The sequence below is a fragment of the Patescibacteria group bacterium genome, from assembly GCA_024654625.1.
Lineage (GTDB): Bacteria > Patescibacteriota > Minisyncoccia.
The window spans coordinates 190,698-213,731 of sequence record JANLHB010000016.1; the positions used below are offsets into that span (position 1 = coordinate 190,698).

Here is a 23,034-nt window from a genome sequence, read left to right on the forward strand (position 1 = left end):
TTTAATTTGTGAATACTTGCCCGTCCGAAGCTTTAGCGAAGGAGTAGGGTCTTTTTCCATTGTCAGAATATACTACCAAAAATGGTTTTAAAAGGCAAGTGTCTTGGCGGTTGAACCGCCAATTATTATTATCCCCATTTAGTCACTTTTTCCCATTGATTATCTTATTTTTTATTTGTAGAATTAAGGTAAATGAAAGACGAATCAAATGGGAAGTTAAAAATAGATCCGAGAGTGACCCCGCTTCGCAAGAAAGAGCTGTTTTCCAACCTTAATTATATAGAAGCCGCGGTTTTAGTTTTAGGAGTAAGTATTTTAATTTTTGTATTGATAAATGTAAAGAGAAGAGAAGCGGGAATCTTAGATAATGAAGGATTACGTATTCAGGAAGAAAATGAAACACAGAAAAATGAATTGATTGATTTAAGAGAGAAAGCGGGCGTTAACCTGCTTTCCGAACAAGAAAAACAGGAACAGTTAAGTGAATTAGACGGCTTTAGGAATCAGACCGAAGTCAAGCCTTTTTCTTCCGATGAAAAACAGCAACAACTTGACGAGTTAAATAAATTACACAATTTAAATTATTAATTAGCATTTTAAATATATATGAAAAACATAATTCAGTCGTTTAAGATAGTATTTCTCGGCTTGATAGTCGCTATCGGCATAAGTTATGCCTTCGCTTGGACTTCGCCTGGTCAGGATCCTCCATTAGGCAATGTGTCGGCGCCGGTGAATATAAGCTCAGCTACTCAGTATAAAGCGGGGGCTTTTGGAGTGGGCGGTGTTTTCCAGACGTATACGGATACTTATCTTGCGTCATCGGGTGGCAATGTCGGTATCGGGACGCCCGCCCCTATTGAAAGGATGGACGTTATGGGCAATTTATTTATAAGTGGGACAAACAAGGGGCTAAGATTGCAAAATGACATTGGATCCAGTTTCTGGACTACTACCCCTCAAGACGGCATGATGTCTATAGGCGGCACAGGAGGTACACCCCCTTCTTCAGGCCCCCTAAACATACTGGCAACTGGCAATGTAGGCATAGGGACAATTGCACCGGCAGAAAAACTTGATGTGGTCGGGAATATTAAAGCCAGCGGGACGGTATGTGATGCGAATGGTTGTATTGGCGGCGGGGGTGGAACGAGGACAGTAAGCGGAGTTGTGGATTCTACAGGAGCTATACTCTTGGGATCGGGGTTTACCGTTGTAAAGACAGGTACGTCGTATTATGACATCACTTTTAACACTCCATTTGCAAGTAAGCCTGTTGTTGTTGCGACCCAAGACAGCTCGGGTGGCGCTGCTTATTTTGAACAAGATCCGCTTTCATCAGCGTCCAAGGTGCGAGTTTGGACATTAGACTCAAGTGGTAATTCAGCGGCACGAGACTTTAGTTTTATCGCGATTGATTCGGGAAGTGCCGGAGGCGGAGGTGGTGTGGGTAAGGCGTGGATAACAATCAGTTATTGCAATAATGTTCCGTCAACAGGTTGTCCGTCCGGATGGACACAGTATTCTGATGATGCATCAGGAACGTGTGATGAAAATGGCGGCGATAGGAGATGGACAAGACGCATGGTCAGTTGTTATAAAAATTTTTAAGTAATTATCATTCAAAAATCAAAACCCCGTCCGCCGATCGGCGGATGGGGTTTTGATTTTTGAATCGTTTTCTGCGATAATGGGGAGGTGATGAAGCGATTTAAAAAATTTCTGATATTTTTGGCTGTAATAATCTTTGTCGGCGGTATTTTTATTTCAGGTATATTTGTTGGATATTCTAACCGTCCGGCTATTGAGAAGGTTACGAATTTATACGGTAAGGAGGAGCGTAAGCCGGCTGAAGTGGATTTCTCTCCTTTTTGGAGCGTGTGGAAATTAATCGATGAGAAGTATCCGGCAAATGGAAAAAAAGTTACAGACGAGGAGAAGGTGTGGGGAGCTATAGAAGGCTTAGTCGCTTCACTCGGCGACCCTTATTCAGTCTTTTTCCCGCCTAGTGAAAGCAAAAATTTTGATATTGAACTAAAAGGACAATTTGGCGGGGTAGGAATAGAGATAGGTATCAGGGATGAGATGCTTACAGTTATTTCACCGCTTAAAGGGACGCCAGCTGAGAAAGCAGGCATCAAGGCGGGAGATAAGATTATTAAAGTTGATGACACAAGCACTATAAAAATGTCACTAGAGAAAGCTGTTGATCTGATAAGAGGGGAGATCGGCACCATTGTCGTTCTAACAGTGATAAGAAAAGATAATAACGAACCGATTGAAATTAAAATTGTAAGAGACACTATAAAGATACCTACTCTTGATACTGAACAAAAAGAAAATGGAGTTTTTATTATAAAACTTTATAATTTTTCTGCCGGTTCCACAAACGCTTTCAGAGAGGCGCTTAGAGAATTTATATTATCCGGCAGTGATAAATTGATTCTTGACTTGAGAGGAAATCCGGGAGGCTTCCTTGACGCCGCCGTTGAGGTCTCAAGTTGGTTTTTGCCTGCCGGCAAGGTGGTGGCGCGTGAGCATTTTGGCGAGGGTAAGGAAGATGTCTTATACAAGAGTAGGGGATACGATATCTTCAATAATCTGCCTTTTGTCATCCTTGTGGATCAGGGGAGTGCTTCAGCCTCAGAGATTGTCGCCGGCGCGTTAAAAGAGCATGGCATAGCGACTCTCGTCGGGGAGAAGACTTTTGGCAAGGGGTCTGTGCAGGAGGTGGTGCCTGTGACGGCTAATACCTCTCTTAAGATTACTATTGCCAAATGGCTGACTCCAGATGGTCTTTCAATATCAGATGAGGGTCTCACTCCTGATGTGGAGGTAAAGATCACTAAAGAAGATATTGAAGCGGAGAAAGACCCCCAACTTGAAAAAGCGATAGAAATACTGTTAAATAAGTAGGATAAATAAGAAAATCAGAAAACATCAATTTCCTGCAAGAGCCAAACGGCAAGGGACAGTTTTCGGAAATCAATTTTTCTGATTTTTTTATAAAAAATTATTAGTCTAAATTTCTAACACCATGAAAGTAATTTTATTGAAAGATGTGCCAAAAGTGGGCAAAAAATATGATGTTATAAATGCGAGTGATGGCTTCGCGCGTAATTTTCTTATTAAGAAATGTCTTGCCGAGGTGGCTACGGACAAAAATATAAAGAAGATTGATATTGTAAAAAAACAGAATATTGATAATGCCAATATTCAAAAAGATCTCCTTTTGAAGAACCTTGCCGAGTTAGACGGGAAAGAAATCTTTTTGAAAGAAAAAGCGAATGGCAAAGGTCATCTTTTTGCCGGTGTGCATAAAGAGGAGATTGCGAAAGCTGTTAATGATCAAATTAATATGGAAATACCGGTTGATAATATAGATCTTGAGCATCCTATAAAAGAGATTGGCGAATTTGAGATAGGAGTCAAGGTTGATAGCAAGAAAGCTAAACTTAAAGTGAAGATAGAGGCGATTTAATTTTTCACTTTACAAATTAAAAAAATCAAAACCTTAATTTCCTGCAAGAGCCAAACGGCAAGGGACAGTTTTCGGAAATCAAGTTTTGATTTTTTTTAATTTTAGACGATGTTCACAACTTTTACTTGTTTTGATGTGCCATCAAAGTTTTGTTTCTTTTTAGAAGAATATTTTACAGTTCCTTCTTTAAGCGCGAATATAGTGTGATCTTTGCTGACTTTTGTGTTTGCGCCGGCTGTAAAGTTGGTGCCTCTTTGTCGCACGAGAATAGAACCGGCTTTTGCGGTTTGTCCGTCATATAATTTAACTCCTAAATATTTAGGTTTTGAATCCGTTAGGTTTTTAGCCGAACCACCGGCTTTTTTATGCGCCATTTTGATTATGAACCTTTACCGATGCCTATATATAATAGACTTGGGCAACAAGCTCTGTTAAATTAATTATATGCAGAGTATAAAAGAATACTTAAAAAAAATCAAGCCTTATGAGGCGGATATGTTCATTTCGCTTACTATAATCCTCGTGGCCTTTTTAAGTTTCGGCTTAGGTCGTCTTTCAAAGATTAAAGAGAGTAAGACGCCAATAACTATTGAAAATATGCAAGCAAGTATACTTAGCGCTCAAAATATGAGTAATAACTCCCAACTTGGCGGTTCAACCGCCAAGTTGGGAGTTATAGTGGCTTCAAAAAACGGAACGAAATACCATTTCCCTTGGTGTTCCGGAGCGTTGCGCATTAAAGATGAGAACAAGATATGGTTTGAGTCGGAAGATGAGGCCAAGAAAGCCGGCTATGGACCGGCCTCTAATTGCAAAGGATTGCAATAATTAAAATAGGCAGAAAGTTATCCACATTATTTATTTATATTTTAAGGTGTAAAGGGTAAAATAAAGAATATGGAAGAAAAAAAAATGGATACTAAAGAGATAGCGGTTGCCGTAGCGGTAATCTTAATTCTAATTATCGCCGGCGTATTTTATTATAAGAGATTTGTCAGAGAGAAAGAATTACCATCAGAAGAAAAGATAGGATTAACAGATGAAGAAAGATTAGCTATTGAAACAAGGATAAACAGCGCGCCTGTAAAGGAACTGGCAACTGAAGAAAAATCAGCGATAGAAGAGAGGATAAACAGCATTCCCGCAATAGAGCTTGCGCCAGAAGAGAAATCGGCTATAGAAGCAAGGATTAATCAATAATTTTATTATAAAATATGCAAATTTTAAATAAGAACAAAACTCTGCTTTCCTTGATTGCCTTTCTTGCTATTATTTTTTCAATAGGGATGGCTTTTGATTATAAAGCGCCTGAGATAGAGGCTAGCGCCACGGACAATGTTTCAGGTTGGGCGTGGTCTGAGAATATCGGTTGGATTAGTTTTAATTGTACTGATACATCCTCATGCGGTTCCTCTAGTTATGGAGTAAATATCAACCAGACCAGTGGCGATTTTTCAGGATATGGTTGGAGTGAAAATATTGGATGGATAGATTTTGCGCCTTCTTCCGGATATCCTGAAGCGCCAAATCATGGAGTTAAACTTGAATCAGATAATACGGTTACTGGTTGGGCAAAAGTCCTTTCTGCAGATCTAAATGGTTGGGATGGCTGGATCAAGATGTCGGGCAGTTGGGCTAATGAAGTATCTCGTAGTAGTTCTAGTCTAATAGGCTATGCTTGGGGTTCTGATGTTGTAGGGTGGGTTCAATTTAATCCTGCTTTTGGAGGGGTGTCTTATAGCGGAGGCGCAATTCCGCCGCCTGGCGAATGTAATGACGGAATAGATAATACAGATACAGATATTTTAATAGATATGGCTGATCCGGGCTGTTTGTCTCCTTTAGATACAAGTGAAGACCAAACACCTAACTTTATTCTAGGTTTTGCCGTAGGCTCTTCTGATAATTTGACTGCTGACCTTTTGAGCGGACAACCGGTTACTTCTACTGAAACTTCTATCAAGGTAACTATGGCAGACACAGGCGATCCTGCTTTTAGCGGGCCGGTACAGTTATCAGTATTATCTTCAGATTTACCAGGCGCAACTTATAACTGGTCGTCTACTACAATTAATTCTCCTTATTCTGATACTGTGACATTCAGCGTAAATGTACCGACAGGCACTCCAGATGGTACTTATACTATAACTATTAAAGGAGAAGGCGGAGGATCATCTGACACTGTGCCAATTTATCTTAACTCAAGTACAAAAAATATAAAATTTGAGGAACTATAATTTTAAGTATTTTAGTTTTACCCCGCTTATCGTGCTTGCCTGTCGGTAGACAGGAAGAGGGGTTTACCCCCGTCGTTCGTGCCTGTCTGTCGGCAGACAGGAGCGACGGGGTTTACTTTTTTATTTATTTTGTTAAAATGTACTGATATGAAAAATACTGATACTGCAAATGTAGATATTAAGGAAAAAGCGGAGGAGGCCACTACTTCTTCCGGTTCCGTTATTTTTGATAATCGCGCGGAGTCTAAACAGCCTATTTTAAACGGCGAGATAGATAATATGTTTAAGGCAGGCGTTCATTATGGCTATTCAAGGAGAAGCCGTCACCCTAAGACAAAGCCTTATATCTTTACTACTAAAAATAATGTAGAGATTTTTGATTTAGAGAAGGTTGACGTGAAGATAAAAGAAGCGGAGGATTTCGTAAAAGGATTGGCAAAAGAGGGTAAGGTTATCCTTTTTGTAGGGACAAAGCCTGAGGCAAAGGAAGCGGTGCTTGAGACAGCAAAAGATATAAATATGCCGTTTTGCGTTGAGCGTTGGTTAGGCGGCACTTTTACCAACTTTAGCAATATAAGGAAGAGGATGGATTACTTTGAGGGCCTTAAAGAGACTAAGACTACCGATAAATGGCTGAAGTATACCAAAAAGGAGCGTTCAGAGTTTGATAAAGATATTGAGAAGATGGATCGTTTTTTCGGAGGATTGGTTTCTCTTAAGAAAAGACCGGATGCTGTGGTGATTATAGATGCTAAATACGAAGAAGTGGCGAAGGACGAAGCTCTTAAAAGTTCTGTCCCTGTCGTCTCTTTGCTAAATAGCGATAATAATCCAACAGATATAGATTATCCTGTTGTGGCAAACGACGCTACTCGCTCAAGCATTAAATACTTCTTAGGCAGAATCGCTAAAGCATATAAAGAAGGCGTTGCAATGAAAAGGGTTGAAGTTTCGGAAGTTAAAAAAGACGACATTCCAAAAGAAGCTCTCTCTGTGGAAACAGAATAAGTTTAGATTTAATATACAATATATTAATTATTTATTGAAAATGGTAACAGCAGATAAAATAAAAGAACTTCGTGATAAAACATCAGTATCAATGATGGCATGTAAAAATGCCCTCAAAGAGGCTGGCGGAGATATAGAGAAGGCTATTATTGTCTTGCGTAAGGCCGGACTTAAAGTAGCGGATAAAAAAGCAGACAGGCAAGTTAATGCCGGAATTATTGAAGCTTATATACATGCCGGAGGCAAGGTTGGGGTATTGGTGGAAGGAAGATGCGAAACAGATTTTGTTTCTAAAAATGAAGGATTTAAGAATTTTCTTCACGATATAGCAATGCATATAGCGGCGCTAAATCCGGCCTATCTTAAAGAGTCTGATATCCCGGAAAGCGCCATAGTTGAGGCGAAAGATATTTTCAGAGAAGAGATTAAGGGGCTTGATAAGCCTGAAGATATGAAAGAAAAGATTATTGAGGGGAAAGTATCCGCTTATTTCAAAGAGCGTGTCCTATTAAAACAGTCCTTTGTTAAAAATCCTGACATAACAGTGAATGATTATGTAAGAGATGCGATTCAGAAATTCGGTGAGAATATTGAAATCTCGCGCTTTGTGCGTTTTTCTGTTTAAAATAAGAAAAAATTATGGCAATAATAATCATTTTTGCTTGCTTGCTTCTTTTGTCCTTAGCTGTGATGCTGTTTTTGATTAAGCGACAAGTGGCGCGTATGGGCTCATTGCCACTCTATTATCTAGACGGCGTTGAGCCTATATGGAAAGATATTCACTACTTGGTTAAAGGGTCTTTTTATCGGCTATGGATGAACAATGCGCATAAGGTTGAATTTTTTGTAGTAGTATTGGGGAAATTTGTCATAATGTTTCTTACAAAGATTGAAAATGTTATTTTACAATTTTTGAATTTCATCTGGGGTAAATGCAAGATAGAGAAAAACAATTCTTCCCATTATTGGCAGATGATGATAAGGCATAAAAATAATTTAAGAGTGAGAGATAGCGCGGGAGATAGAATAGAAAAAGACACGGGAAAAGAGATGAAGGAATAAAATCAGTATTAAAGAAAGACATAAGCCAGAGTAGCTCAGTTTCCGCCAGAGGAGGGCGGACAGGGTCCGAGCATGGTATGAGGAATTAGTTTCATGAGTATAATATAGATAAACAAAAATGCCAGAGTAGCTCAGTTGGTAGAGCAACGGTTTTGTAAACCGTGGGTCGGGGGTTCGAATCCTCTCTCTGGCTCAAATTGTACGAAGTAAATTTGAGACAGAGAAACGAGCCAACTGCTTGGCTCGTGTGAGGATTCGAAAGGATTTTCCTTATCGAAGAGCCGGAGGCTCTGAGATGGAAAATCACCTGGCTATGTAATAGCCGAATCCTCTCTCTGGCTCAAATTGTACGAAGTAATCTCGGTTAAAAACAGAGTCCTTGCAAGAACTCTGTTTTTGTTTTATTATTTATTAATAAATTTATGAAAAAACGTATCTATTTAGATAACGCCGCGACGACTCCTCTTGACCCACGGGTGAAGCGAGTTATGGAACCATATTGGGAAAAAATTTTCGGAAATCCGAGCGGTATTTATGAAGAAGGAAGGCGAGCCAAAGAAGCGCTTGAAAAAGCAAGAAAGGAAGTAGCTTCTTTTATAAATTCTTCTTCTGATGAAATCATCTTTACCAGCGGAGGCACAGAGAGTAATAACTTGGCGATTTTTGGAGTTACGGGAACCAAATTCCCTGGTGCTTTAAAGTCGCATATTATAACTTCTAAGATAGAACATAAGTCAGTTTTAATTTCTTGTAAGGAGCTTGAAAAGAATGGTTTTGAAGTTACTTATTTAAATCCTGATGAAGACGGACTTATAGACCCTAAAGATTTAAAAGACGCGCTTAGACCGGAGACTGTCTTAGTGTCTATTATATATGCGAACAATGAGATAGGCGTTGTACAACCTATCCCAGAGATGGCAAAAGTTATAAAAGATTTCCGTAAGAAATCTAAAAGCGAGAAAGGGTGGCCATACTTTCACATAGACGCCTGTCAGGCTTCCGGCTACCTTGATATGGATATAAATAAGCTTGGTGTTGATTTGCTCAGTGCTAATGGCTCTAAAGTTTATGGCCCAAAGGGGATTGGTTTCCTCTATAAGAGAAAGGGGCTTAAGCTTAAGCCCTTCATTTACGGCGGTGGGCAAGAGAAGGGCTTTCGTTCAGGTACGGAAAATATTCCGGCAATAGTCGGGCTTGCCGAAGCTTTGAAAATTGTAAAAGAAGAAGGCTCTAAAGAAGTGAAGAGAATCTCTAAACTTAGAGATGAACTTTTGGCCGGTATTTTAAAGAAAATTCCAAGAGTCTTTTTAAACGGGCACAAGACAAAACGGCTTGCCAATAATCTTAATATATCAGTATTGGGAGTGGAGGGGGAGTCTATTGTCTTATACTTGGACGCTTTGGGCATAGCGGTCTCTACAGGCTCTGCCTGTAATTCATCCGATCTTGAGCCTTCTCATGTGGTAAACTCATTAGGTAAACCGATAGAGTTTGCTCACGGGTCTTTGCGCTTCTCTTTGGGGAGATATACGACGAAAGAGGATGTGAATTATGTGATAAAAGTTTTTCCTGATATTATTAAGAAGCTTAGGAGTATTTCGGCTATAGAATAAAAAACAGGAATTTCATAAAATTTTTATCCTTTTGAGGATTAATTATGAATAAATGAGCGATTGAGTAGAAAAATTCTGGGTTCCCCGCGGAGCAAGGGAGAATTTTTCATGAATAAAGCGAGTATTATTTATTTAAGACGAAGACGGATAAAAATTTTATGAAATTGGTAGAATATTTAAAAAATTAAAAACATCAATTTCCTGCAAGAGCCAAACAGCAAGGGACAGTTTTCGGAAATCAATGTTTTTAATTTTTTAAAATAAGATATATGAAAAAAAAGAAACCGCAAAAAATAGAAAAAAAGGAGGAGAAAAAAGGAGCTGACGTCGTCGGAAGAGGAGGTGATGATTGGTATTATTCTGATGTTGTAAAAGAGCATTTTTTCAATCCGAAGAATATCCTTCTTGATGAGCCTAAAGAGGGCGATTTTGACGCGGAGGGCGAAGTGGGGAGCGTTGCCTGCGGAGATGTTATGAAAATGTGGTTTAAACTAGACCCTGAGACTAAAAAAATCAAGAAATTAAAATGGCGCACATGGGGTTGCGCTTCAGCCATCGCTTCCACTTCCGTCTTTTCTGAGATGGTGACAGAGAAGGGCGGTATGACCATAAAAGAGGCCTTAGCGATAACTCCTCAAGAAATAATGGCGCGTCTGGGCGGGCTCCCGATGATAAAAGTTCATTGTTCTGTCTTGGCTGACCAAGCTTTTAAGAAAGCGGTAGAAGATTATGAAAGTAAGTATAAGGAGAAATAATAAATTATGGCAAAAGCTGGAAGTAGCGAAATTTTCACAGAAAAGCATCTTGATAGATATGCCGACGTCTTGATCTGGGGAATTGAGACAGCCAGAGCTTCTGTGGGAGGAAAGTATAAGAAGGGAGATACTGTCTATATATCTTATGAATGGGAAGGCGTGAAGCTTGCCGAACATTTGTATAGAAAATTACTGCAAAAAGGTTTGCACGTCATAGTAAGGGCGAGGTCCACTCCGGAGATGGAGCGTACTTTTTTTCAAGTAGCCGGTAATGACCAATTGCAATTTCTGCCGCCATGGGGAAAGAAGTTTAATGAAAATTTAAATGGCGCTATAAGCATTATCGCGCCATCTTCATTGACACACCTTTCTGATATTGATTCAAGAAAGATCGCTCTTTCGGCTATAAGCTCTAAGCCACTTCGGGATATAATTGAGAAACGCGAGCAAGACGGCAAATATGGCTGGACTTTGTGCGTGATGCCGACTGAAGCGCTGGCAAGGCAGGCGAAAATGTCGATTGAAGATTATGGGAAAGAGATTATCAAGGCCTGTTACTTGGATAAAGACAATCCTGTCAAAATATGGCAAGGTTTATATAAAGAATCTCAGGAAATAAAGAAAAGATTAAATTCTCTAGATGTTGATTACTTTCATATCAAATCAGCTCATACGGACTTGAAAATATATCTTGGCAAGAAGAGAAAATGGTTAGGTTTAAGCGGACAAAATATGCCCAGTTTTGAAATTTTTACTTCTCCTGATTGGCGAGGGGCAGAGGGTGTCTATTATGCCAATATGCCATCATTGAAAAATGGTAATTATACAGAGGGGATTAGGCTGGAGTTTAATAATGGAGAGGTTGTAGGGGTGTCAGCTAAGAAAGGCGCTGATTTTGTAAAAAAGCAAGTTAAGATGGACGCCGGGTCTAAGAGGATAGGAGAACTGTCTTTCACTGACAAGCGATTCTCGCCAATCTCCAGATTTATGGCGGATACGCTTTTTGATGAAAATACAGGTGGCAAATACGGCAACTGTCATATTGCGCTTGGCAGAAGTTATGCAGACACTTACAATGGTAATATAAAGAAATTGAATAAAAAATTGAAGGAAAGCCTTGGCTTTAATGATTCTTCGCTTCATTGGGACATAGTCAATACTGAGGATAAGAGGGTGACGGCCTGTCTTAAAGACGGAAGCGAGAAGATTATTTATGAAGGAGGGATGTTTAAGGTGTGATAAAATATATGAAAAAATACGACCATAAAAAAATAGAGAAAAAATGGCAGAAGGAATGGGAGAAGAAAGGTATCTATAAAGTGAAAGACGATTATAAAAAGCCGAAATATTATGTGCTTGATATGTTTCCGTACCCTTCCGGAGAGGGGCTTCATGTCGGCCATATTAAAGGTTACATAACCACTGATGTGTATGCCAGATACAAGAAGATGAGTGGTTTTAATGTTCTTCATCCTATGGGGTGGGACGCCTTTGGTTTGCCGGCGGAGAATTACGCTATAAAGCATAAGATCAATCCGAAGATCTCAACCGCTCGAAATGTCGCTACTTATAAGAAACAGTTATCAGGGATTGGTTTTAATTATGACTGGTCTAGGGAGATAAATACCACTGATCCGGAATATTATAAATGGACACAATGGATTTTCCTTCAGCTTTTTAAGGCTGGTTTGGCTTACGAGTCATATGAGCCTATCATATGGTGTCCTTCGTGCAAGACAGGTCTTGCTCTTGAGGACTTGGAAGACGGAAAGTGCGAGCGTTGTGGAAGCGATGTTGAGAAAAAGCCGATGCGTCAATGGGTGCTTGCGATTACTAAATACGCTGACCGCCTGCTTGAGGACTTGAAATTACTTGATTGGCCCGTGTCTATAAAAGAATCTCAGAAGAATTGGATAGGAAGATCAGAGGGGGCGCTTATAAAATTTCCAATTTCCAATTTCCAATTTCCAATTGAGGTTTTTACAACGAGAGTGGACACTATCTTTGGGTGCACTTATCTGGTGGTGGCGCCCGAGCACCCCATCTTTGCCGCCGGTAATCTGCTCTTCTCTAATGTGGATGAGGTTAACGATTATATCGCCAAGTCAAAGAGAAAAGGTGACGTTGAGAGAATGGCAGAGAGTAAAGAAAAGTCCGGTGTAGAACTCAAAGGGGTGAAAGCTATAAATCCTTTTAACAACGAGGAGATACCTATCTTTGTCGCTGATTATGTGTTGGGGCATTATGGTACGGGCGCGGTGATGGCAGTACCGGCTCATGATACTCGTGACTGGCAGTTTGCCAAGAAGTACGATCTGTCGATAAGGGAATCTGTAAAAGGGGGAGATGTATCTGTCGGGGCGTTTGTGGAAGACGGCACCCTCGTCGTCTCGGGAGAATTCACTGGCCTTGCTTCATCCGAAGCAAGGAAAGAAATGGCCATATGGCTTAAGAAGAATAAAGCGGGAAGAAAAACTGTAAATTATAAATTGCAAGACTGGGTCTTCTCTCGCCAAAGATATTGGGGTGAACCTATTCCTCTTATTCATTGCGATAAGTGCGGCGTTGTGCCGGTGCCGGAGGGTGATCTCCCTGTAAAATTACCGGAAGTTAAAAGTTATGAGCCGACAGGGACCGGTGAATCACCGCTTGCGAATATTTTAAATTGGATAAATATAGAGTGTCCAAAGTGTGGCGGAAAAGGAAAGAGAGAGACTAATACTATGCCTCAGTGGGCGGGTTCTTCTTGGTATTACTTGCGGTATATTGACCCTAAAAATAAGAAAAGATTTGTTGACGCAAAGAAAGAAAAATATTGGATGGGAAAAAATGGGGTTGATATGTATGTGGGCGGCACCGAGCATGCGACTCGCCACTTAATCTATGTTCGCTTTTGGCATAAATTTTTGTTTGACATGAGGTTTGTTTCTACAAAGGAGCCATTTTATCGGTTGGCTAATCAGGGGCTTGTTATGGGTGAAGACGGCAGAAAGATGAGTAAGAGATGGGGTAATGTGGTGAATCCAGATGAAGTGGCTTCTGACCTCGGTGCAGATACTTTGAGAGTTTACGAGATGTTTATGGGGCCATTTGAACAGGCTATCTCTTGGAGTACGGGCGGTATGATGGGGTCACGTCGTTTCCTTGAGAGGGTTTGGAAATTGAAGGAAGACATTGACCTAAAAGCAAAAAATAAAGAACTGGAGAGCTTGCTCCATAAGACGATAAAGAAGGTAACTGAAGATATAGAGAATTTTCGTTTCAATACGGCAATCAGCACAATGATGATATTTATAAATGAAACTGAGAAGGCAGGTGCGGTTCCAAGAGTTCAATACATGGAGTTTTTGAAGCTTCTTTCGCCTTTTGCTCCGCATGTTACAGAAGAGATATGGCATGAGCTTGGGCATAAAAAATCAATTCATATTGAAAAATGGCCTAAATACAGCAAAGCTAAGATAAAAGAAAAAAGCTTTATGTTAGTAGTTCAGATAAACGGGAAGGTGCGCGATCAGTTTGAAGCGCCTCTTGGCCTTAGTGAAGAGGATGTTAAAGATTTGACATTAAAGCGAGAAAATGTTACTAATTATATTAAAGGCAATTCAGTCAAAAGGATCATATGGGTTCCGGACAAACTTATAAATATAGTTATATAAATTTTTGTAAAAATATAAAATGCAAATACTCCAATTCAAACCGAAGCAGATAACAAAGAAGATGCTTTCTGTCTTGAAAGACAGGTCTCGTGATATTATAGAGCAAAGATACGGACTTGGCTTACAGGATGATAACAGGAAGACACTTGAAGCGATAGGACAGCAATACGGCATTACTCGTGAAAGAGTCCGCCAGATTGAGAATTTTTCTTTGAATTCAATAAGGAAGAGCAATGCTTTTGCAGAAAATGAGTCTGTGTTTGCAAATATATCAAAAGAAATAGAGAGAAGAGGCAAAGTCGTGCATGAAGAAGAATTTTTAAACTCACTTGCAAAAGATGATATATCTAGAAATCATCTCCATTTCTTACTTGTCGTTTCTCCAAATTTTACAAAGTTCAAGGAAGACGATGACTTTCATCATAGGTGGACTGTCAATATTGATGATACTAATAAAATACATGAAGCATTAAAAGCGCTTCATCAGGAAATAAAAGCAGATGATATTATTTCTGAGAATGAGATGATAGAGAGGCTTAATAAGCATATTAGCAGATTTGATTTTGAAGATATTCCGACAGAAACACTTTATTCATGGATTAAGCTTTCTAAATTGATTGGCAAAAATGATTTAGGAGAATGGGGCGTTGTCAATTCTTGCAATATCCGTCCTCGCGGAGTCAGGGACTTGGCCTTTCTTGTATTGAGAAGACATGGCTCTCCTATGCACTTTACCGAGGTTGCTAAATCAATTTCAGGCACTTTTGGAAAAATTGCTCATCCGCAGACCACTCATAATGAACTTATAAAGGACGAACGTTTTGTGCTTGTGGGGCGCGGTCTATATGGTTTGAGCGATTGGGGCTACTCAGTCGGTACGGTAAAAGATGTTATAAAAAATATTTTAAAGACTCACGGGTCTCTTGCGAAAGAAGATATTATAAAGAAAGTATTGAAGGAGAGATATGTTAAAGAAAATACCATCTTGGTAAATCTTCAAGATAAAAAATACTTTAAAAAAAATTCCTCAGATTTCTACATTGCCATATAATTGCAACTAATCTATAATAATTTTAATGCAGTTGTTATTGCGCGATTTTTTGCTCGATATAAGCCAATTTGTTTTAGGCAGTATTTATGTATGGTTGCCGATAGCTTTAATTTTTACTTTTTGGCAATTGTGGGTTTATTATATAAGAGCTCACTATATTTCCAATCTTGAGTGGGTTCTTCTTGAGATAAAACTTCCGAGAGAGATAATGAAGACTCCAAAGGCGATGGAAGTCTCTTTGCATGCGTTTCATCAGACAAGCGACGGCGACCTTGTCAAGAAGTATTGGAAAGGGTTTGTAAGAGCGTGGTTTTCTCTTGAGATAGCCTCTTTTGAGGGAGAGATTCATTTCTTTGTAAAAACTCAAAAATTCTTTAGGAGGCTTGTTGAGTCGCAGATTTACGCTCAATATCCGGGAGTTGAGCTGGTGGAAGTTGATGACTATACAAAAGATATTCCTTATGGAAAACCAGGCAGTGACTTACAGCTTTTTGGCACGGAGTTTGCTCTTACTAAAGAAGACGCTTATCCTATAAAGACTTATGTTGATTTCGGTATGGTGGAGAATCTTGAGGAAGAGCAAAAAGTTGATCCTATAACTCATTTTTTGGAATTTATGGGAGCATTGGGTCCTGGTGAGCAAATATGGTTTCAAATTATTGTTCAAGCGACCAAGAGTCGTTTTCTTAAATCCGGAGCATGGTTTAAGAAAGAAGATTGGAAAGATCAAGGAAAAGCGCTTATAGATAAATTGATGAAAAGAGACAAAAAGAAGAAGGAAGGGGAGATGATGGATTGGGGGGCGATGACTTTGTCTCCTGGCGAGAGAGATGTTGTCGCCGCTATTGAGAGAAGCATCTCCAAACTCGGTTTTGATGTAGGGATAAGGACGGTTTATTTGGCGCAGAAAGATTCTTTCAATGCCATAAACATCGCCGGCCTTATGGGTTCAGTGAAGCAGTATAATACTCTTAATTTAAACGGCTTCAAGCCTGTCAGAAGTACAAGTATTGATTATATTTGGCAGGATTTTACCGGTTCAAAGCTTGCAAAGATGAAAAAGACAATGTTTGACGCTTATGTTAAGAGATCTTATTTTTATTATCCGCACCAGAGGAAACCGATGGTCTTAAACACAGAAGAGCTTGCGACTGTCTACCACTTTCCAGGTAAGGTTGCTGAGACTCCTACTTTTGGCAGGATTGAATCAAAGAAAGTTGAGCCTCCTACGAATTTGCCTATATGAGTTTAACTTTCAATAATATATTAAAGGATTCTGATGAATATAATCCTTATGGTAATAATCATAAAATTATAATTATTGTTTTGGGTATTTTTTTATTTTTATCGTCGGTTCTAATATATTTTCTTGCATTTAGTCCTCCTTCAGGTTTTGACCCCAATGAAATTATTGTTGTGAGAGACGGCTCTTCGCTTGGTGAAGTGGCGATACAGTTGAAGGAGAATGAAATAATAAAGTCAGAATTCGTTTTTAAAATAATTGTGCGTTTTTTGGGTGGACAGCGAGGCGTTAAGTCCGGGAATTATTTTTTTAAAGAACCGCAAAATGTTTTAACAGTAGCAAGGCGCGTTGTCGGAGCGGATTTTAGGATAACGCCTGTGAGAGTCACTATCCCCGAGGGTTCAACTATAGATGAAATATCAAAAATACTGCAAAATTTGATAGACGATTTTGATAAAGAAGATTTTTTTAGATTAACAAAAGGGCAGATTTTTTTTGACAATAACATAAGCGATAAACCGTTTGATTCTCTTGAGGGATTTCTTTTCCCCGATACTTATTTTTTTCTTCCTAATATAAAAAACTTTCAAATAGTAAATGAGATGAGACGTAACTTTAATTTAAAGATAACTCCTGAGATAAAAGAAGAAATAGAGAGAAGAGAGTTGAGCGTTTATGAAGTTATAACGATGGCTTCTCTTATAGAGGAGGAGGCTCGCCTGCCGGAGACCAGAAGAATAGTATCTGGTATCTTGTGGAAGAGGCTTAATGCCGGAATGGCGCTTCAGGTAGACGCTGTATTCCCATATATCATAGGAAAGAATACTTTTGAGATTACCTTAGATGACTTGAAGATTGATTCTCCTTATAACACTTATCTTTATAAGGGTTTGCCAAAGGGTCCGATTTCAAGCCCGGGGCTTGATTCTATATTAGCAACGGTGTATCCTAAAGACTCTGATTATTGGTATTATCTTTCAGACAAAGAGGGGAATATGCATTATGCCAAGACTTTTGAAGAGCATAAAGCGAATAAGGAGAAGTATTTGAGGTAATTATTGTTAAATTCACAAAATTTTTATCCTTTCGAGGATTAATTATAAATAAATGAGTGCTTGAGTAGAAAAATTCTGGGCTCCCCGCGTAGCAAGGGAGAATTTTTCACGAATAGAACGAATATTATTTATTTAAGACGAGAACAGATAAAAATTTTGGGAATTTAGTATAATATAATAAAATAGGATGAAAAATCATAATTTAGCATTTACAGATCTTGAGACAACCGGACTCGATGCTCACGAGCATGAGATTATTGAGATTGGCTGTATTATCGCAAGGCAAGCGCCGGCGCTTATTGGCGGTCCGAAGATTGAGGTGATGGAAGAGTTTTTACTTAAAGTAAAGCCTGAGCACTTAGAGACGGCCGATCCTGAAGCTTTGAAGATTAACGGATATAACGAGGCGGAGTGGAAAGACGCAATTCCTTTGAAAGAAGCGATGGAGATCTTTGCAAACAAGACTGTAGATGCCGCTCTTATAGCTCAGAATGTATCATTTGACTGGGTCTTTCTTGATGAGGCGTTTCGTAAGACGGGAGTGGAGAACAAGATGCATTATCATAAGCTTGATGTCATCTCCTTTGCTTTCGCCAAACTCTACGATAAACCGGACGCCCAGAAGTTTTCTCTAAGGGCACTTTGCAAATATCTTGGTGTTAGAAATGAAAAGGAGCATTCAGCCCTCGCTGATATCAGAGCGACTTTTGAAGTTTATAAGAAACTGATAGAGATGTAATTATCTAAGATGAAAGAGGCTTCTGAGAAAAATAAAACTAAAGTTTTCGTCGGGCTCTCTGGCGGGGTGGATTCATCCGTGTCGGCGGCCTTACTCGTAAAGCAGGGTTTTGACGTAGTGGGTGTGTTTATCAAGGCTTGGTATCCAAACTGGCTTTCTTGCACTTGGAAAGAAGATAGGCGCGACGCAATGCGCGTATGCGCTAAGCTTGGTATCCCTTTCTTCACTTTTGATCTGGAGAAAGAGTATAAGGAGGAAGTGATAGATTATATGATCGCCGAGTATAAGAAAGGACGCACACCCAACCCTGATGTAATGTGCAACAGGATGATAAAGTTCGGCGCATTTTTAAAAAAGGCGAAGAAGATGGGGGCTGATTTTGTAGCGACCGGACATTATGCTAGGATTCGCGAGAACGAGAAAAAAACTACGGACATGCGACGTCCGTACGGACGTCGCATATCCGTCAACCTGTTAGTAAGCAAAGATAAAGAGAAAGATCAGACATATTTCCTCTGGACTCTCACGCAGAAAGAACTAAAAAATGTAATCTTTCCTGTCGGGGGCATTAAGAAGCCGGAAGTGAGAAAGCTCGCTAAGAAATTCGGTCTTGTAACTGCTGAGAAGAAAGACAGCCAAGGACTTTGCTTTTTAGGGAAGATTAGTATTCGCGATTTCTTGAAAAAATATATAAAAGAGAAAAAAGGAAAAGTGATTGATGAAAATGGAAATATCGTCGGGGCGCATAGTGGGGCCACCTTCTTAACAATAGGCCAAAGGCATGGCTTTGAGGTAACAGAGGATGGGACAGACCGTAAGCCTTATTATGTGGTCGCTAAAGATATTAAGAAAAATCTGCTTATAGTTTCTCATAAGAAAGAAGAAAAAGAATCTTTCCAAAAAGAGGTTTTAATTGAAGTTATAAATTGGATATCAGACTCGCCTGATTTTTCAAGAGAGTATAGCGCGCGCATTCGTTATCGTCAGCACCTGCAAAAGTGTCGCATTAAATTATGTCAACGTGGCAGGTTGACAATAGTTTTTAAGAACCCACAGAGGGCTGTTTCGCCCGGGCAGTCGCTGGTAATTTATGATAAAGGTGTCTGTTTGGGCGGTGGAATAATCGCTTAGAAAATGTTATCATTTCGTCTATGAAGCCGAACGAAGTTAGGCAGAAATTCCTTACGTTCTTTGAGGACAAGGGGCATAAAATAGTGTCTTCATCTTCGCTTGTGCCCGACGGCGATCCGTCGGTGCTTTTTACTACTGCTGGTATGCAGCAATTTAAGCCGTATTATCTTGGCAAGAAGAGCGCTATAGAGGATTTCAAATCTTTAAATACTGCATCAAGTCAGAAGTGTATCAGGACATCTGACATTGAAGAGGTCGGAGACATAAGTCACCTTACTTTCTTTGAGATGCTCGGCAACTTTTCTTTTGGCGGATATTTTAAAAAAGAAGCGATAAGATACGCTTATGAGTTTATAGTAAATGAGCTTGGTTTGGAAATAGATTATGTGACAGTGTTTATCGGTGATGAAAATGTTCCTTTTGATAAAGAATCGTATGAAATATGGAAAGATTTTGTTCCCGAAGAGAAGATTAAAAGATTTGGTAAGGAAGATAACTTTTGGGGGCCGACGGGGAAAGAAGGCCCTTGCGGTCCGACAACCGAGATATATGTAAACGGGGTTGAAGTATGGAACTTGGTATTTAATGAATATTATTGTCGGGAGGATGGAAAACTTGATCCTCTGTCGCAGAAAGGTGTTGATACAGGTATGGGGTTGGAGCGCCTCTCTATGATGGTTGGTAAGACGCCGACTATTTTTGAGACGGACTTATTCGGACACATTATTAAAGAGATAGAAAAAGTCTCCGGTATAAGCTATTTTGATTCCGGCTACGAGAAAGTTTTCAGGATAATTGCCGACCATATAAAAGCTTCCGTCTTTATACTTTCAGACGGAGTGGCGCCTTCAAACTCTGAGAGAGGATATGTTCTTAGGCGTCTTATCAGAAGGGTGGTCCGTCATCTAAAAATTCTAAACATTGAATCATCTTTTATGGTTAAGGTGGCTAAGATTGTTGTTGAAGACTATAAAGATGTTTATCCGGATTTGCTAAAAAAGGAGGTTGAGATTACGAGCGAGCTTAAGGCTGAAGAAGAAAGGTATGAAGAAACGCTTAAGGAGGGGATTAAGCAGTTTGAGAAATTTTCCAGGCACGGAATTTCCGGGCATGACGCTTTTATCCTTTTTTCCACTTATGGTTTCCCTTTTGAGGAAACACTGGAACTGGCAAAAGAGAAAGGGATTAAGGTTGACGAAGTGGGCTTTAAAGAAGAGTTTAAGAGGCACCAAGAAGTGTCTCGCGCCGGCATGGAGAAGAAGTTTAAAGGCGGTCTTTCCGGCACAAGTCCGGAGGAGACACGACTTCATACCGCCACTCATCTTTTGCATAAGGCATTAAGAGAAATTTTAGGCGAGCACGTGTCACAGAAGGGTAGCAACATCACGCCGGAGCGCTTGCGATTTGACTTCTCTCACGCGGAGAAAATGACCCCGGAAGAGCTGAAGAAAGTGGAGACTTTGGTAAACCAGAAGATAAGCGAGAAGCTGCCTGTGACCGTAGAAGAGATGACTCCGGAAGATGCGAGAGAGAAGGGGGCGATAGGGATCTTCGGCGACAAGTATGGCGAGAAAGTGAAAGTCTACTCGGTAGGAAACTTCAGTAAAGAAATCTGCGGCGGACCCCATGTCTCCAACACCAGCGAGCTTGGACACTTCAAGATAAAGAAAGAGGAGGCGACTTCTGCCGGAGTAAGGCGCATTAAGGCGGTGTTTGAGTAATACAGATAAATTATATGAATACAAAAATTATTGCTCACCGAGGGTGGTCTAAAGGACCTGATGAAAATACTATTAGTGCTTTCAAGAAAGCTGTTGCGAGCAATATGCACGGCGTGGAATTTGACGTGAGGTGGTCAGCGGACAATGATAAGGTAATCGTCTCTCATGATTTCACAGCTGACGACCTAACTCTAACTCTAAAAGAGGCTTTAGTGTATTTGGAAGACAAAAATTTACATATTTTTATAGAGCTGAAAGAATATAGTGATAGGCTCTTTGATGAAATATTAAAACTAGTGGAGTCTTATGGTCTGAAAGAGAAGACCGTCCTCTTTGGATTCTGGAAAGTTGCCAGTAAATTTCCTTTTGCCGACAGGAGAGGGTTTAAGCTTGGCGTGATCTCTTACCCGTGGAATATAAGGAAAGATATTTTAAGATTTGATCCGGATTTTGTAATGATGGGGTATACGTCGTTTTTATCTAAAGTTGCCTTTAGATTGTATTGGCGATTTTTCTCGCTTTCCTCCGTCTTTAGAAAATATCCTAATAAGAATTTTATAATCGGTGTTGTCCGGTCAGAGAAAGAGAAAGAATGGATTTCAAGAGAAGAAGGATTATACGCTTTAACAGCAGACAATCCGTTGTGATAATAAAGGGGGAGAAACTTTTGCGAGAGAGAAAAGGGTGAGTATCCACTCTTTTCTTTCTCTCTTTTTGTGTTATTATCAATGTATTGCAAAATATATGGCAACAATCTATGCGCTATCTCAGAAAGTCTTTTGGGTCATCTTTTTTATTGTTGAAAAGGTACTCTTTGACCTTACTGTCGAGAACAGGAGCGGGCTTGATTTGGCAGAGATTAAGGGTCCATATATTGTCGCCTCAAATCACAAGAGAAGGATAGACCCTTTTGTCATAGGGCTGGCTTTTCCGCTCACTAATAAGATCTACCCAATACGATTCATGACGGCAGACGGATTTTTGAAGATTCCCATTTTGGCTCAATACATACGGCTTATGGGGGGCTTTCCTACCTACTACAAGCAAGGGATAGATAAGTCTTTGGATTTGCCTATTAAGATTTTAAAGGGAGGGGTATCGGTAGGCTATTTCCCCGAAGGGAGTATGAATAGAAGTGATGTTTTAAAAGAGGCGAAGAGGGGAGTGGCGGTGCTCGCCTTCAAGTCTAAGGCGCCGATTTTGCCGGTGGCTGTAAAGTATAATGGTTTTAATAAAGTGAAAGTTACATTCGGCGCTCCGTTCTTTTTACCCGAAGTGGTGCCAAACAACCCTCACGAACCGAAGATAGATTCCTACGAAGATATGAAGCGCGCCGCTCAAGTGGTGACGGGGAGGATTGGGGAACTCCTGAAATAATTTCAACGGCTAATCCGTCCGCCAGCTGGCGGACGGATTAGCCGTTGAAAGAATAGGGGAGAGAAGTGTTATTGTTATTACATCTCTACTTGTTTATATGCTTCAATAGGGAATTCGTTTCCCTCTAAGTAGCTCATTATTAATTCATATGCTCTATTTGAAACAAATTCATCAGGATTCATTTTTGAAATCTCGTCTTTGTTAAACCATTTTATGTCTGATATGGACTCATCTCTCGTGGCTTGGTCTTCGTGTTCTGGTAATTTTGGTTCTCCGCTTATGATTTTAGCCAGAAAATTAAATTGAATTCTTGTTTTTTCTCCATTTTTAGACACATAACATCCCAATGTCTTTATTAGTTCAACGTTTGTGGAGGTTTCTTCTAAACACTCTCTTGTAGCCGCTTCAAAAACAGACTCGTCTCCATTGTCCCCGTATGTCCCTTTTATTATATTCCAGAGGGGGCGATCCTTCTTTGCTAATTTCTCTTTTATAAGAAGAATTTTTTGCCCACTTTCATCTTTTATAATAACTCCAATTTTTAATTTTGTGTCCATACAGGATCATGATATCATAGATAATAAGGTCTATAAACCCGTTAAGTTTTGACCATAGGCAGTAACTTTATCAAAAGATATTATGAAAATTGTTTTAGGATCAAGAAGCAAAAGAAAAATTGATGTCGCCGAGAAAATTTTTAAGCAAATTTTCAATAATGAGGAAGTGAAGATTGTAGCCCACAACGCGGCTTCCGGAGTTCCTGAAACACCCTATAATAAAGAGACATTTGGGGGGAAATGGGAAATGAAATGGGGTCAGCCACTATTTATGATATAATTTATATATGCCACGAATAGAAAGAGTTGATATTGGCAACTATGTTTACCATGTAATTAATCGCGCGA

The 23,034-nt window shown here is 39.7% G+C and carries 25 protein-coding genes and 1 tRNA gene; 24 read left to right on the forward strand and 2 right to left on the reverse strand.

Going from position 1 to position 23,034, the window contains the following annotated elements:
- The first annotated feature begins 192 nt into the window (after positions 1–192).
- From NUV40_01835 to rplI, 4 genes are all read left to right on the forward strand, one after another.
- The gene (locus tag NUV40_01835) at positions 193–588 is read left to right on the forward strand and encodes a hypothetical protein (GenBank protein ID MCR4342629.1); all 396 of its coding nucleotides are present in this window, start codon (positions 193–195) and stop codon (positions 586–588) included.
- An 18-nt stretch (positions 589–606) separates the two neighbouring features.
- Positions 607–1,611: a hypothetical protein gene (locus tag NUV40_01840; protein MCR4342630.1), complete on the forward strand. Its 1,005-nt coding sequence runs from the start codon at positions 607–609 to the stop codon at positions 1,609–1,611.
- A 90-nt stretch (positions 1,612–1,701) separates the two neighbouring features.
- Positions 1,702–2,916 carry a S41 family peptidase gene (locus NUV40_01845; protein MCR4342631.1) on the forward strand — a complete coding sequence of 405 codons (1,215 nt, stop codon included), beginning with the start codon at positions 1,702–1,704 and terminating at the stop codon, positions 2,914–2,916.
- A gap of 121 nt (positions 2,917–3,037) precedes the next feature.
- Positions 3,038–3,481 (forward strand): 50S ribosomal protein L9, encoded by a 444-nt coding sequence (gene rplI / locus NUV40_01850; GenBank protein MCR4342632.1) that lies wholly within the window; start codon positions 3,038–3,040, stop codon positions 3,479–3,481.
- Positions 3,482–3,582: 101 nt separating this feature from the next.
- Here rplI and rpmA read toward each other — a convergent pair whose 3' ends face one another.
- On the reverse strand, positions 3,583–3,855 hold the full coding sequence (rpmA, locus tag NUV40_01855) for a 50S ribosomal protein L27 (GenBank protein ID MCR4342633.1): 273 nt from the start codon (positions 3,853–3,855) through the stop codon (positions 3,583–3,585).
- A gap of 70 nt (positions 3,856–3,925) precedes the next feature.
- Between rpmA and NUV40_01860 the strand changes: the two genes are divergently transcribed.
- The 19 genes from NUV40_01860 (at position 3,926) to NUV40_01950 (ending at position 22,129) form a co-directional block, all read left to right on the forward strand.
- Complete coding sequence (locus NUV40_01860) at positions 3,926–4,309, forward strand: hypothetical protein (protein MCR4342634.1); 384 nt, start codon at positions 3,926–3,928, stop codon at positions 4,307–4,309.
- Between the two features lie 69 nt (positions 4,310–4,378).
- Complete coding sequence (locus NUV40_01865) at positions 4,379–4,681, forward strand: hypothetical protein (GenBank protein MCR4342635.1); 303 nt, start codon at positions 4,379–4,381, stop codon at positions 4,679–4,681.
- A 14-nt stretch (positions 4,682–4,695) separates the two neighbouring features.
- Positions 4,696–5,718 (forward strand): hypothetical protein, encoded by a 1,023-nt coding sequence (locus NUV40_01870; GenBank protein MCR4342636.1) that lies wholly within the window; start codon positions 4,696–4,698, stop codon positions 5,716–5,718.
- A gap of 147 nt (positions 5,719–5,865) precedes the next feature.
- On the forward strand, positions 5,866–6,726 hold the full coding sequence (gene rpsB, locus NUV40_01875) for a 30S ribosomal protein S2 (protein MCR4342637.1): 861 nt from the start codon (positions 5,866–5,868) through the stop codon (positions 6,724–6,726).
- 40 nt (positions 6,727–6,766) lie between these two features.
- Entirely contained in the window at positions 6,767–7,351 is a 585-nt protein-coding gene (locus NUV40_01880; GenBank protein ID MCR4342638.1) for an elongation factor Ts, read from the forward strand.
- Positions 7,352–7,365: 14 nt separating this feature from the next.
- The gene (locus NUV40_01885) at positions 7,366–7,788 is read left to right on the forward strand and encodes a hypothetical protein (GenBank protein ID MCR4342639.1); all 423 of its coding nucleotides are present in this window, start codon (positions 7,366–7,368) and stop codon (positions 7,786–7,788) included.
- A 120-nt stretch (positions 7,789–7,908) separates the two neighbouring features.
- Positions 7,909–7,981, forward strand: a tRNA-Thr gene (locus NUV40_01890).
- 229 nt (positions 7,982–8,210) lie between these two features.
- Complete coding sequence (locus NUV40_01895) at positions 8,211–9,401, forward strand: cysteine desulfurase (protein MCR4342640.1); 1,191 nt, start codon at positions 8,211–8,213, stop codon at positions 9,399–9,401.
- Positions 9,402–9,670: 269 nt separating this feature from the next.
- Positions 9,671–10,156: an iron-sulfur cluster assembly scaffold protein gene (locus tag NUV40_01900; GenBank protein MCR4342641.1), complete on the forward strand. Its 486-nt coding sequence runs from the start codon at positions 9,671–9,673 to the stop codon at positions 10,154–10,156.
- Between the two features lie 6 nt (positions 10,157–10,162).
- A complete protein-coding gene (locus NUV40_01905) occupies positions 10,163–11,395 on the forward strand; it encodes an aminopeptidase (protein ID MCR4342642.1) in 1,233 nt (410 codons plus the stop codon).
- Positions 11,396–11,403: 8 nt separating this feature from the next.
- Positions 11,404–13,812 carry a leucine--tRNA ligase gene (gene leuS / locus NUV40_01910; protein MCR4342643.1) on the forward strand — a complete coding sequence of 803 codons (2,409 nt, stop codon included), beginning with the start codon at positions 11,404–11,406 and terminating at the stop codon, positions 13,810–13,812.
- A 19-nt stretch (positions 13,813–13,831) separates the two neighbouring features.
- Positions 13,832–14,863, forward strand: a complete 1,032-nt coding sequence (locus NUV40_01915; protein MCR4342644.1) for an HTH domain-containing protein — start codon at positions 13,832–13,834, stop codon at positions 14,861–14,863.
- 25 nt (positions 14,864–14,888) lie between these two features.
- On the forward strand, positions 14,889–16,109 hold the full coding sequence (locus tag NUV40_01920) for a hypothetical protein (protein ID MCR4342645.1): 1,221 nt from the start codon (positions 14,889–14,891) through the stop codon (positions 16,107–16,109).
- The gene (gene mltG, locus NUV40_01925) at positions 16,106–17,161 is read left to right on the forward strand and encodes an endolytic transglycosylase MltG (GenBank protein MCR4342646.1); all 1,056 of its coding nucleotides are present in this window, start codon (positions 16,106–16,108) and stop codon (positions 17,159–17,161) included. Before NUV40_01920 ends, mltG begins: the two co-directional genes overlap by 4 nt.
- Positions 17,162–17,348: 187 nt before the next feature.
- Positions 17,349–17,900, forward strand: a complete 552-nt coding sequence (locus NUV40_01930) for a 3'-5' exonuclease (protein ID MCR4342647.1) — start codon at positions 17,349–17,351, stop codon at positions 17,898–17,900.
- Between the two features lie 9 nt (positions 17,901–17,909).
- Positions 17,910–19,031 carry a tRNA 2-thiouridine(34) synthase MnmA gene (gene mnmA / locus NUV40_01935; GenBank protein ID MCR4342648.1) on the forward strand — a complete coding sequence of 374 codons (1,122 nt, stop codon included), beginning with the start codon at positions 17,910–17,912 and terminating at the stop codon, positions 19,029–19,031.
- A gap of 20 nt (positions 19,032–19,051) precedes the next feature.
- Entirely contained in the window at positions 19,052–20,752 is a 1,701-nt protein-coding gene (locus NUV40_01940; GenBank protein ID MCR4342649.1) for an alanine--tRNA ligase, read from the forward strand.
- Between the two features lie 14 nt (positions 20,753–20,766).
- Entirely contained in the window at positions 20,767–21,399 is a 633-nt protein-coding gene (locus NUV40_01945) for a glycerophosphodiester phosphodiesterase (protein MCR4342650.1), read from the forward strand.
- Between the two features lie 97 nt (positions 21,400–21,496).
- On the forward strand, positions 21,497–22,129 hold the full coding sequence (locus NUV40_01950; protein ID MCR4342651.1) for a 1-acyl-sn-glycerol-3-phosphate acyltransferase: 633 nt from the start codon (positions 21,497–21,499) through the stop codon (positions 22,127–22,129).
- A gap of 77 nt (positions 22,130–22,206) precedes the next feature.
- Here the strand turns inward: NUV40_01950 and NUV40_01955 are convergent, their stop codons facing one another.
- Entirely contained in the window at positions 22,207–22,686 is a 480-nt protein-coding gene (locus NUV40_01955) for an NUDIX hydrolase (GenBank protein ID MCR4342652.1), read from the reverse strand.
- An 82-nt stretch (positions 22,687–22,768) separates the two neighbouring features.
- On the opposite strand from NUV40_01955, the gene NUV40_01960 reads away from it, so the two are divergent.
- Positions 22,769–22,966, forward strand: a complete 198-nt coding sequence (locus NUV40_01960; GenBank protein ID MCR4342653.1) for a DUF84 family protein — start codon at positions 22,769–22,771, stop codon at positions 22,964–22,966.
- Positions 22,967–23,034 lie beyond the last annotated feature (68 nt).

Coding starts and splice junctions, on each gene's coding strand:
- rpmA (MCR4342633.1), bottom strand. CDS start 3,855: ATGGCGCATAAAAAAGCCGGTGGTTCGGCTAAAAACCTAACGGATTCA.
- leuS (MCR4342643.1), top strand. CDS start 11,404: ATGAAAAAATACGACCATAAAAAAATAGAGAAAAAATGGCAGAAGGAA.
- rplI (MCR4342632.1), top strand. CDS start 3,038: ATGAAAGTAATTTTATTGAAAGATGTGCCAAAAGTGGGCAAAAAATAT.
- NUV40_01920 (MCR4342645.1), top strand. CDS start 14,889: ATGCAGTTGTTATTGCGCGATTTTTTGCTCGATATAAGCCAATTTGTT.
- NUV40_01940 (MCR4342649.1), top strand. CDS start 19,052: ATGAAGCCGAACGAAGTTAGGCAGAAATTCCTTACGTTCTTTGAGGAC.
- NUV40_01845 (MCR4342631.1), top strand. CDS start 1,702: ATGAAGCGATTTAAAAAATTTCTGATATTTTTGGCTGTAATAATCTTT.
- NUV40_01895 (MCR4342640.1), top strand. CDS start 8,211: ATGAAAAAACGTATCTATTTAGATAACGCCGCGACGACTCCTCTTGAC.
- NUV40_01885 (MCR4342639.1), top strand. CDS start 7,366: ATGGCAATAATAATCATTTTTGCTTGCTTGCTTCTTTTGTCCTTAGCT.
- NUV40_01945 (MCR4342650.1), top strand. CDS start 20,767: ATGAATACAAAAATTATTGCTCACCGAGGGTGGTCTAAAGGACCTGAT.
- NUV40_01840 (MCR4342630.1), top strand. CDS start 607: ATGAAAAACATAATTCAGTCGTTTAAGATAGTATTTCTCGGCTTGATA.
- NUV40_01915 (MCR4342644.1), top strand. CDS start 13,832: ATGCAAATACTCCAATTCAAACCGAAGCAGATAACAAAGAAGATGCTT.
- NUV40_01835 (MCR4342629.1), top strand. CDS start 193: ATGAAAGACGAATCAAATGGGAAGTTAAAAATAGATCCGAGAGTGACC.
- NUV40_01950 (MCR4342651.1), top strand. CDS start 21,497: ATGGCAACAATCTATGCGCTATCTCAGAAAGTCTTTTGGGTCATCTTT.
- mnmA (MCR4342648.1), top strand. CDS start 17,910: ATGAAAGAGGCTTCTGAGAAAAATAAAACTAAAGTTTTCGTCGGGCTC.
- NUV40_01900 (MCR4342641.1), top strand. CDS start 9,671: ATGAAAAAAAAGAAACCGCAAAAAATAGAAAAAAAGGAGGAGAAAAAA.
- NUV40_01955 (MCR4342652.1), bottom strand. CDS start 22,686: ATGGACACAAAATTAAAAATTGGAGTTATTATAAAAGATGAAAGTGGG.
- NUV40_01930 (MCR4342647.1), top strand. CDS start 17,349: ATGAAAAATCATAATTTAGCATTTACAGATCTTGAGACAACCGGACTC.
- NUV40_01865 (MCR4342635.1), top strand. CDS start 4,379: ATGGAAGAAAAAAAAATGGATACTAAAGAGATAGCGGTTGCCGTAGCG.
- NUV40_01870 (MCR4342636.1), top strand. CDS start 4,696: ATGCAAATTTTAAATAAGAACAAAACTCTGCTTTCCTTGATTGCCTTT.
- rpsB (MCR4342637.1), top strand. CDS start 5,866: ATGAAAAATACTGATACTGCAAATGTAGATATTAAGGAAAAAGCGGAG.
- mltG (MCR4342646.1), top strand. CDS start 16,106: ATGAGTTTAACTTTCAATAATATATTAAAGGATTCTGATGAATATAAT.
- NUV40_01960 (MCR4342653.1), top strand. CDS start 22,769: ATGAAAATTGTTTTAGGATCAAGAAGCAAAAGAAAAATTGATGTCGCC.
- NUV40_01880 (MCR4342638.1), top strand. CDS start 6,767: ATGGTAACAGCAGATAAAATAAAAGAACTTCGTGATAAAACATCAGTA.
- NUV40_01860 (MCR4342634.1), top strand. CDS start 3,926: ATGCAGAGTATAAAAGAATACTTAAAAAAAATCAAGCCTTATGAGGCG.
- NUV40_01905 (MCR4342642.1), top strand. CDS start 10,163: ATGGCAAAAGCTGGAAGTAGCGAAATTTTCACAGAAAAGCATCTTGAT.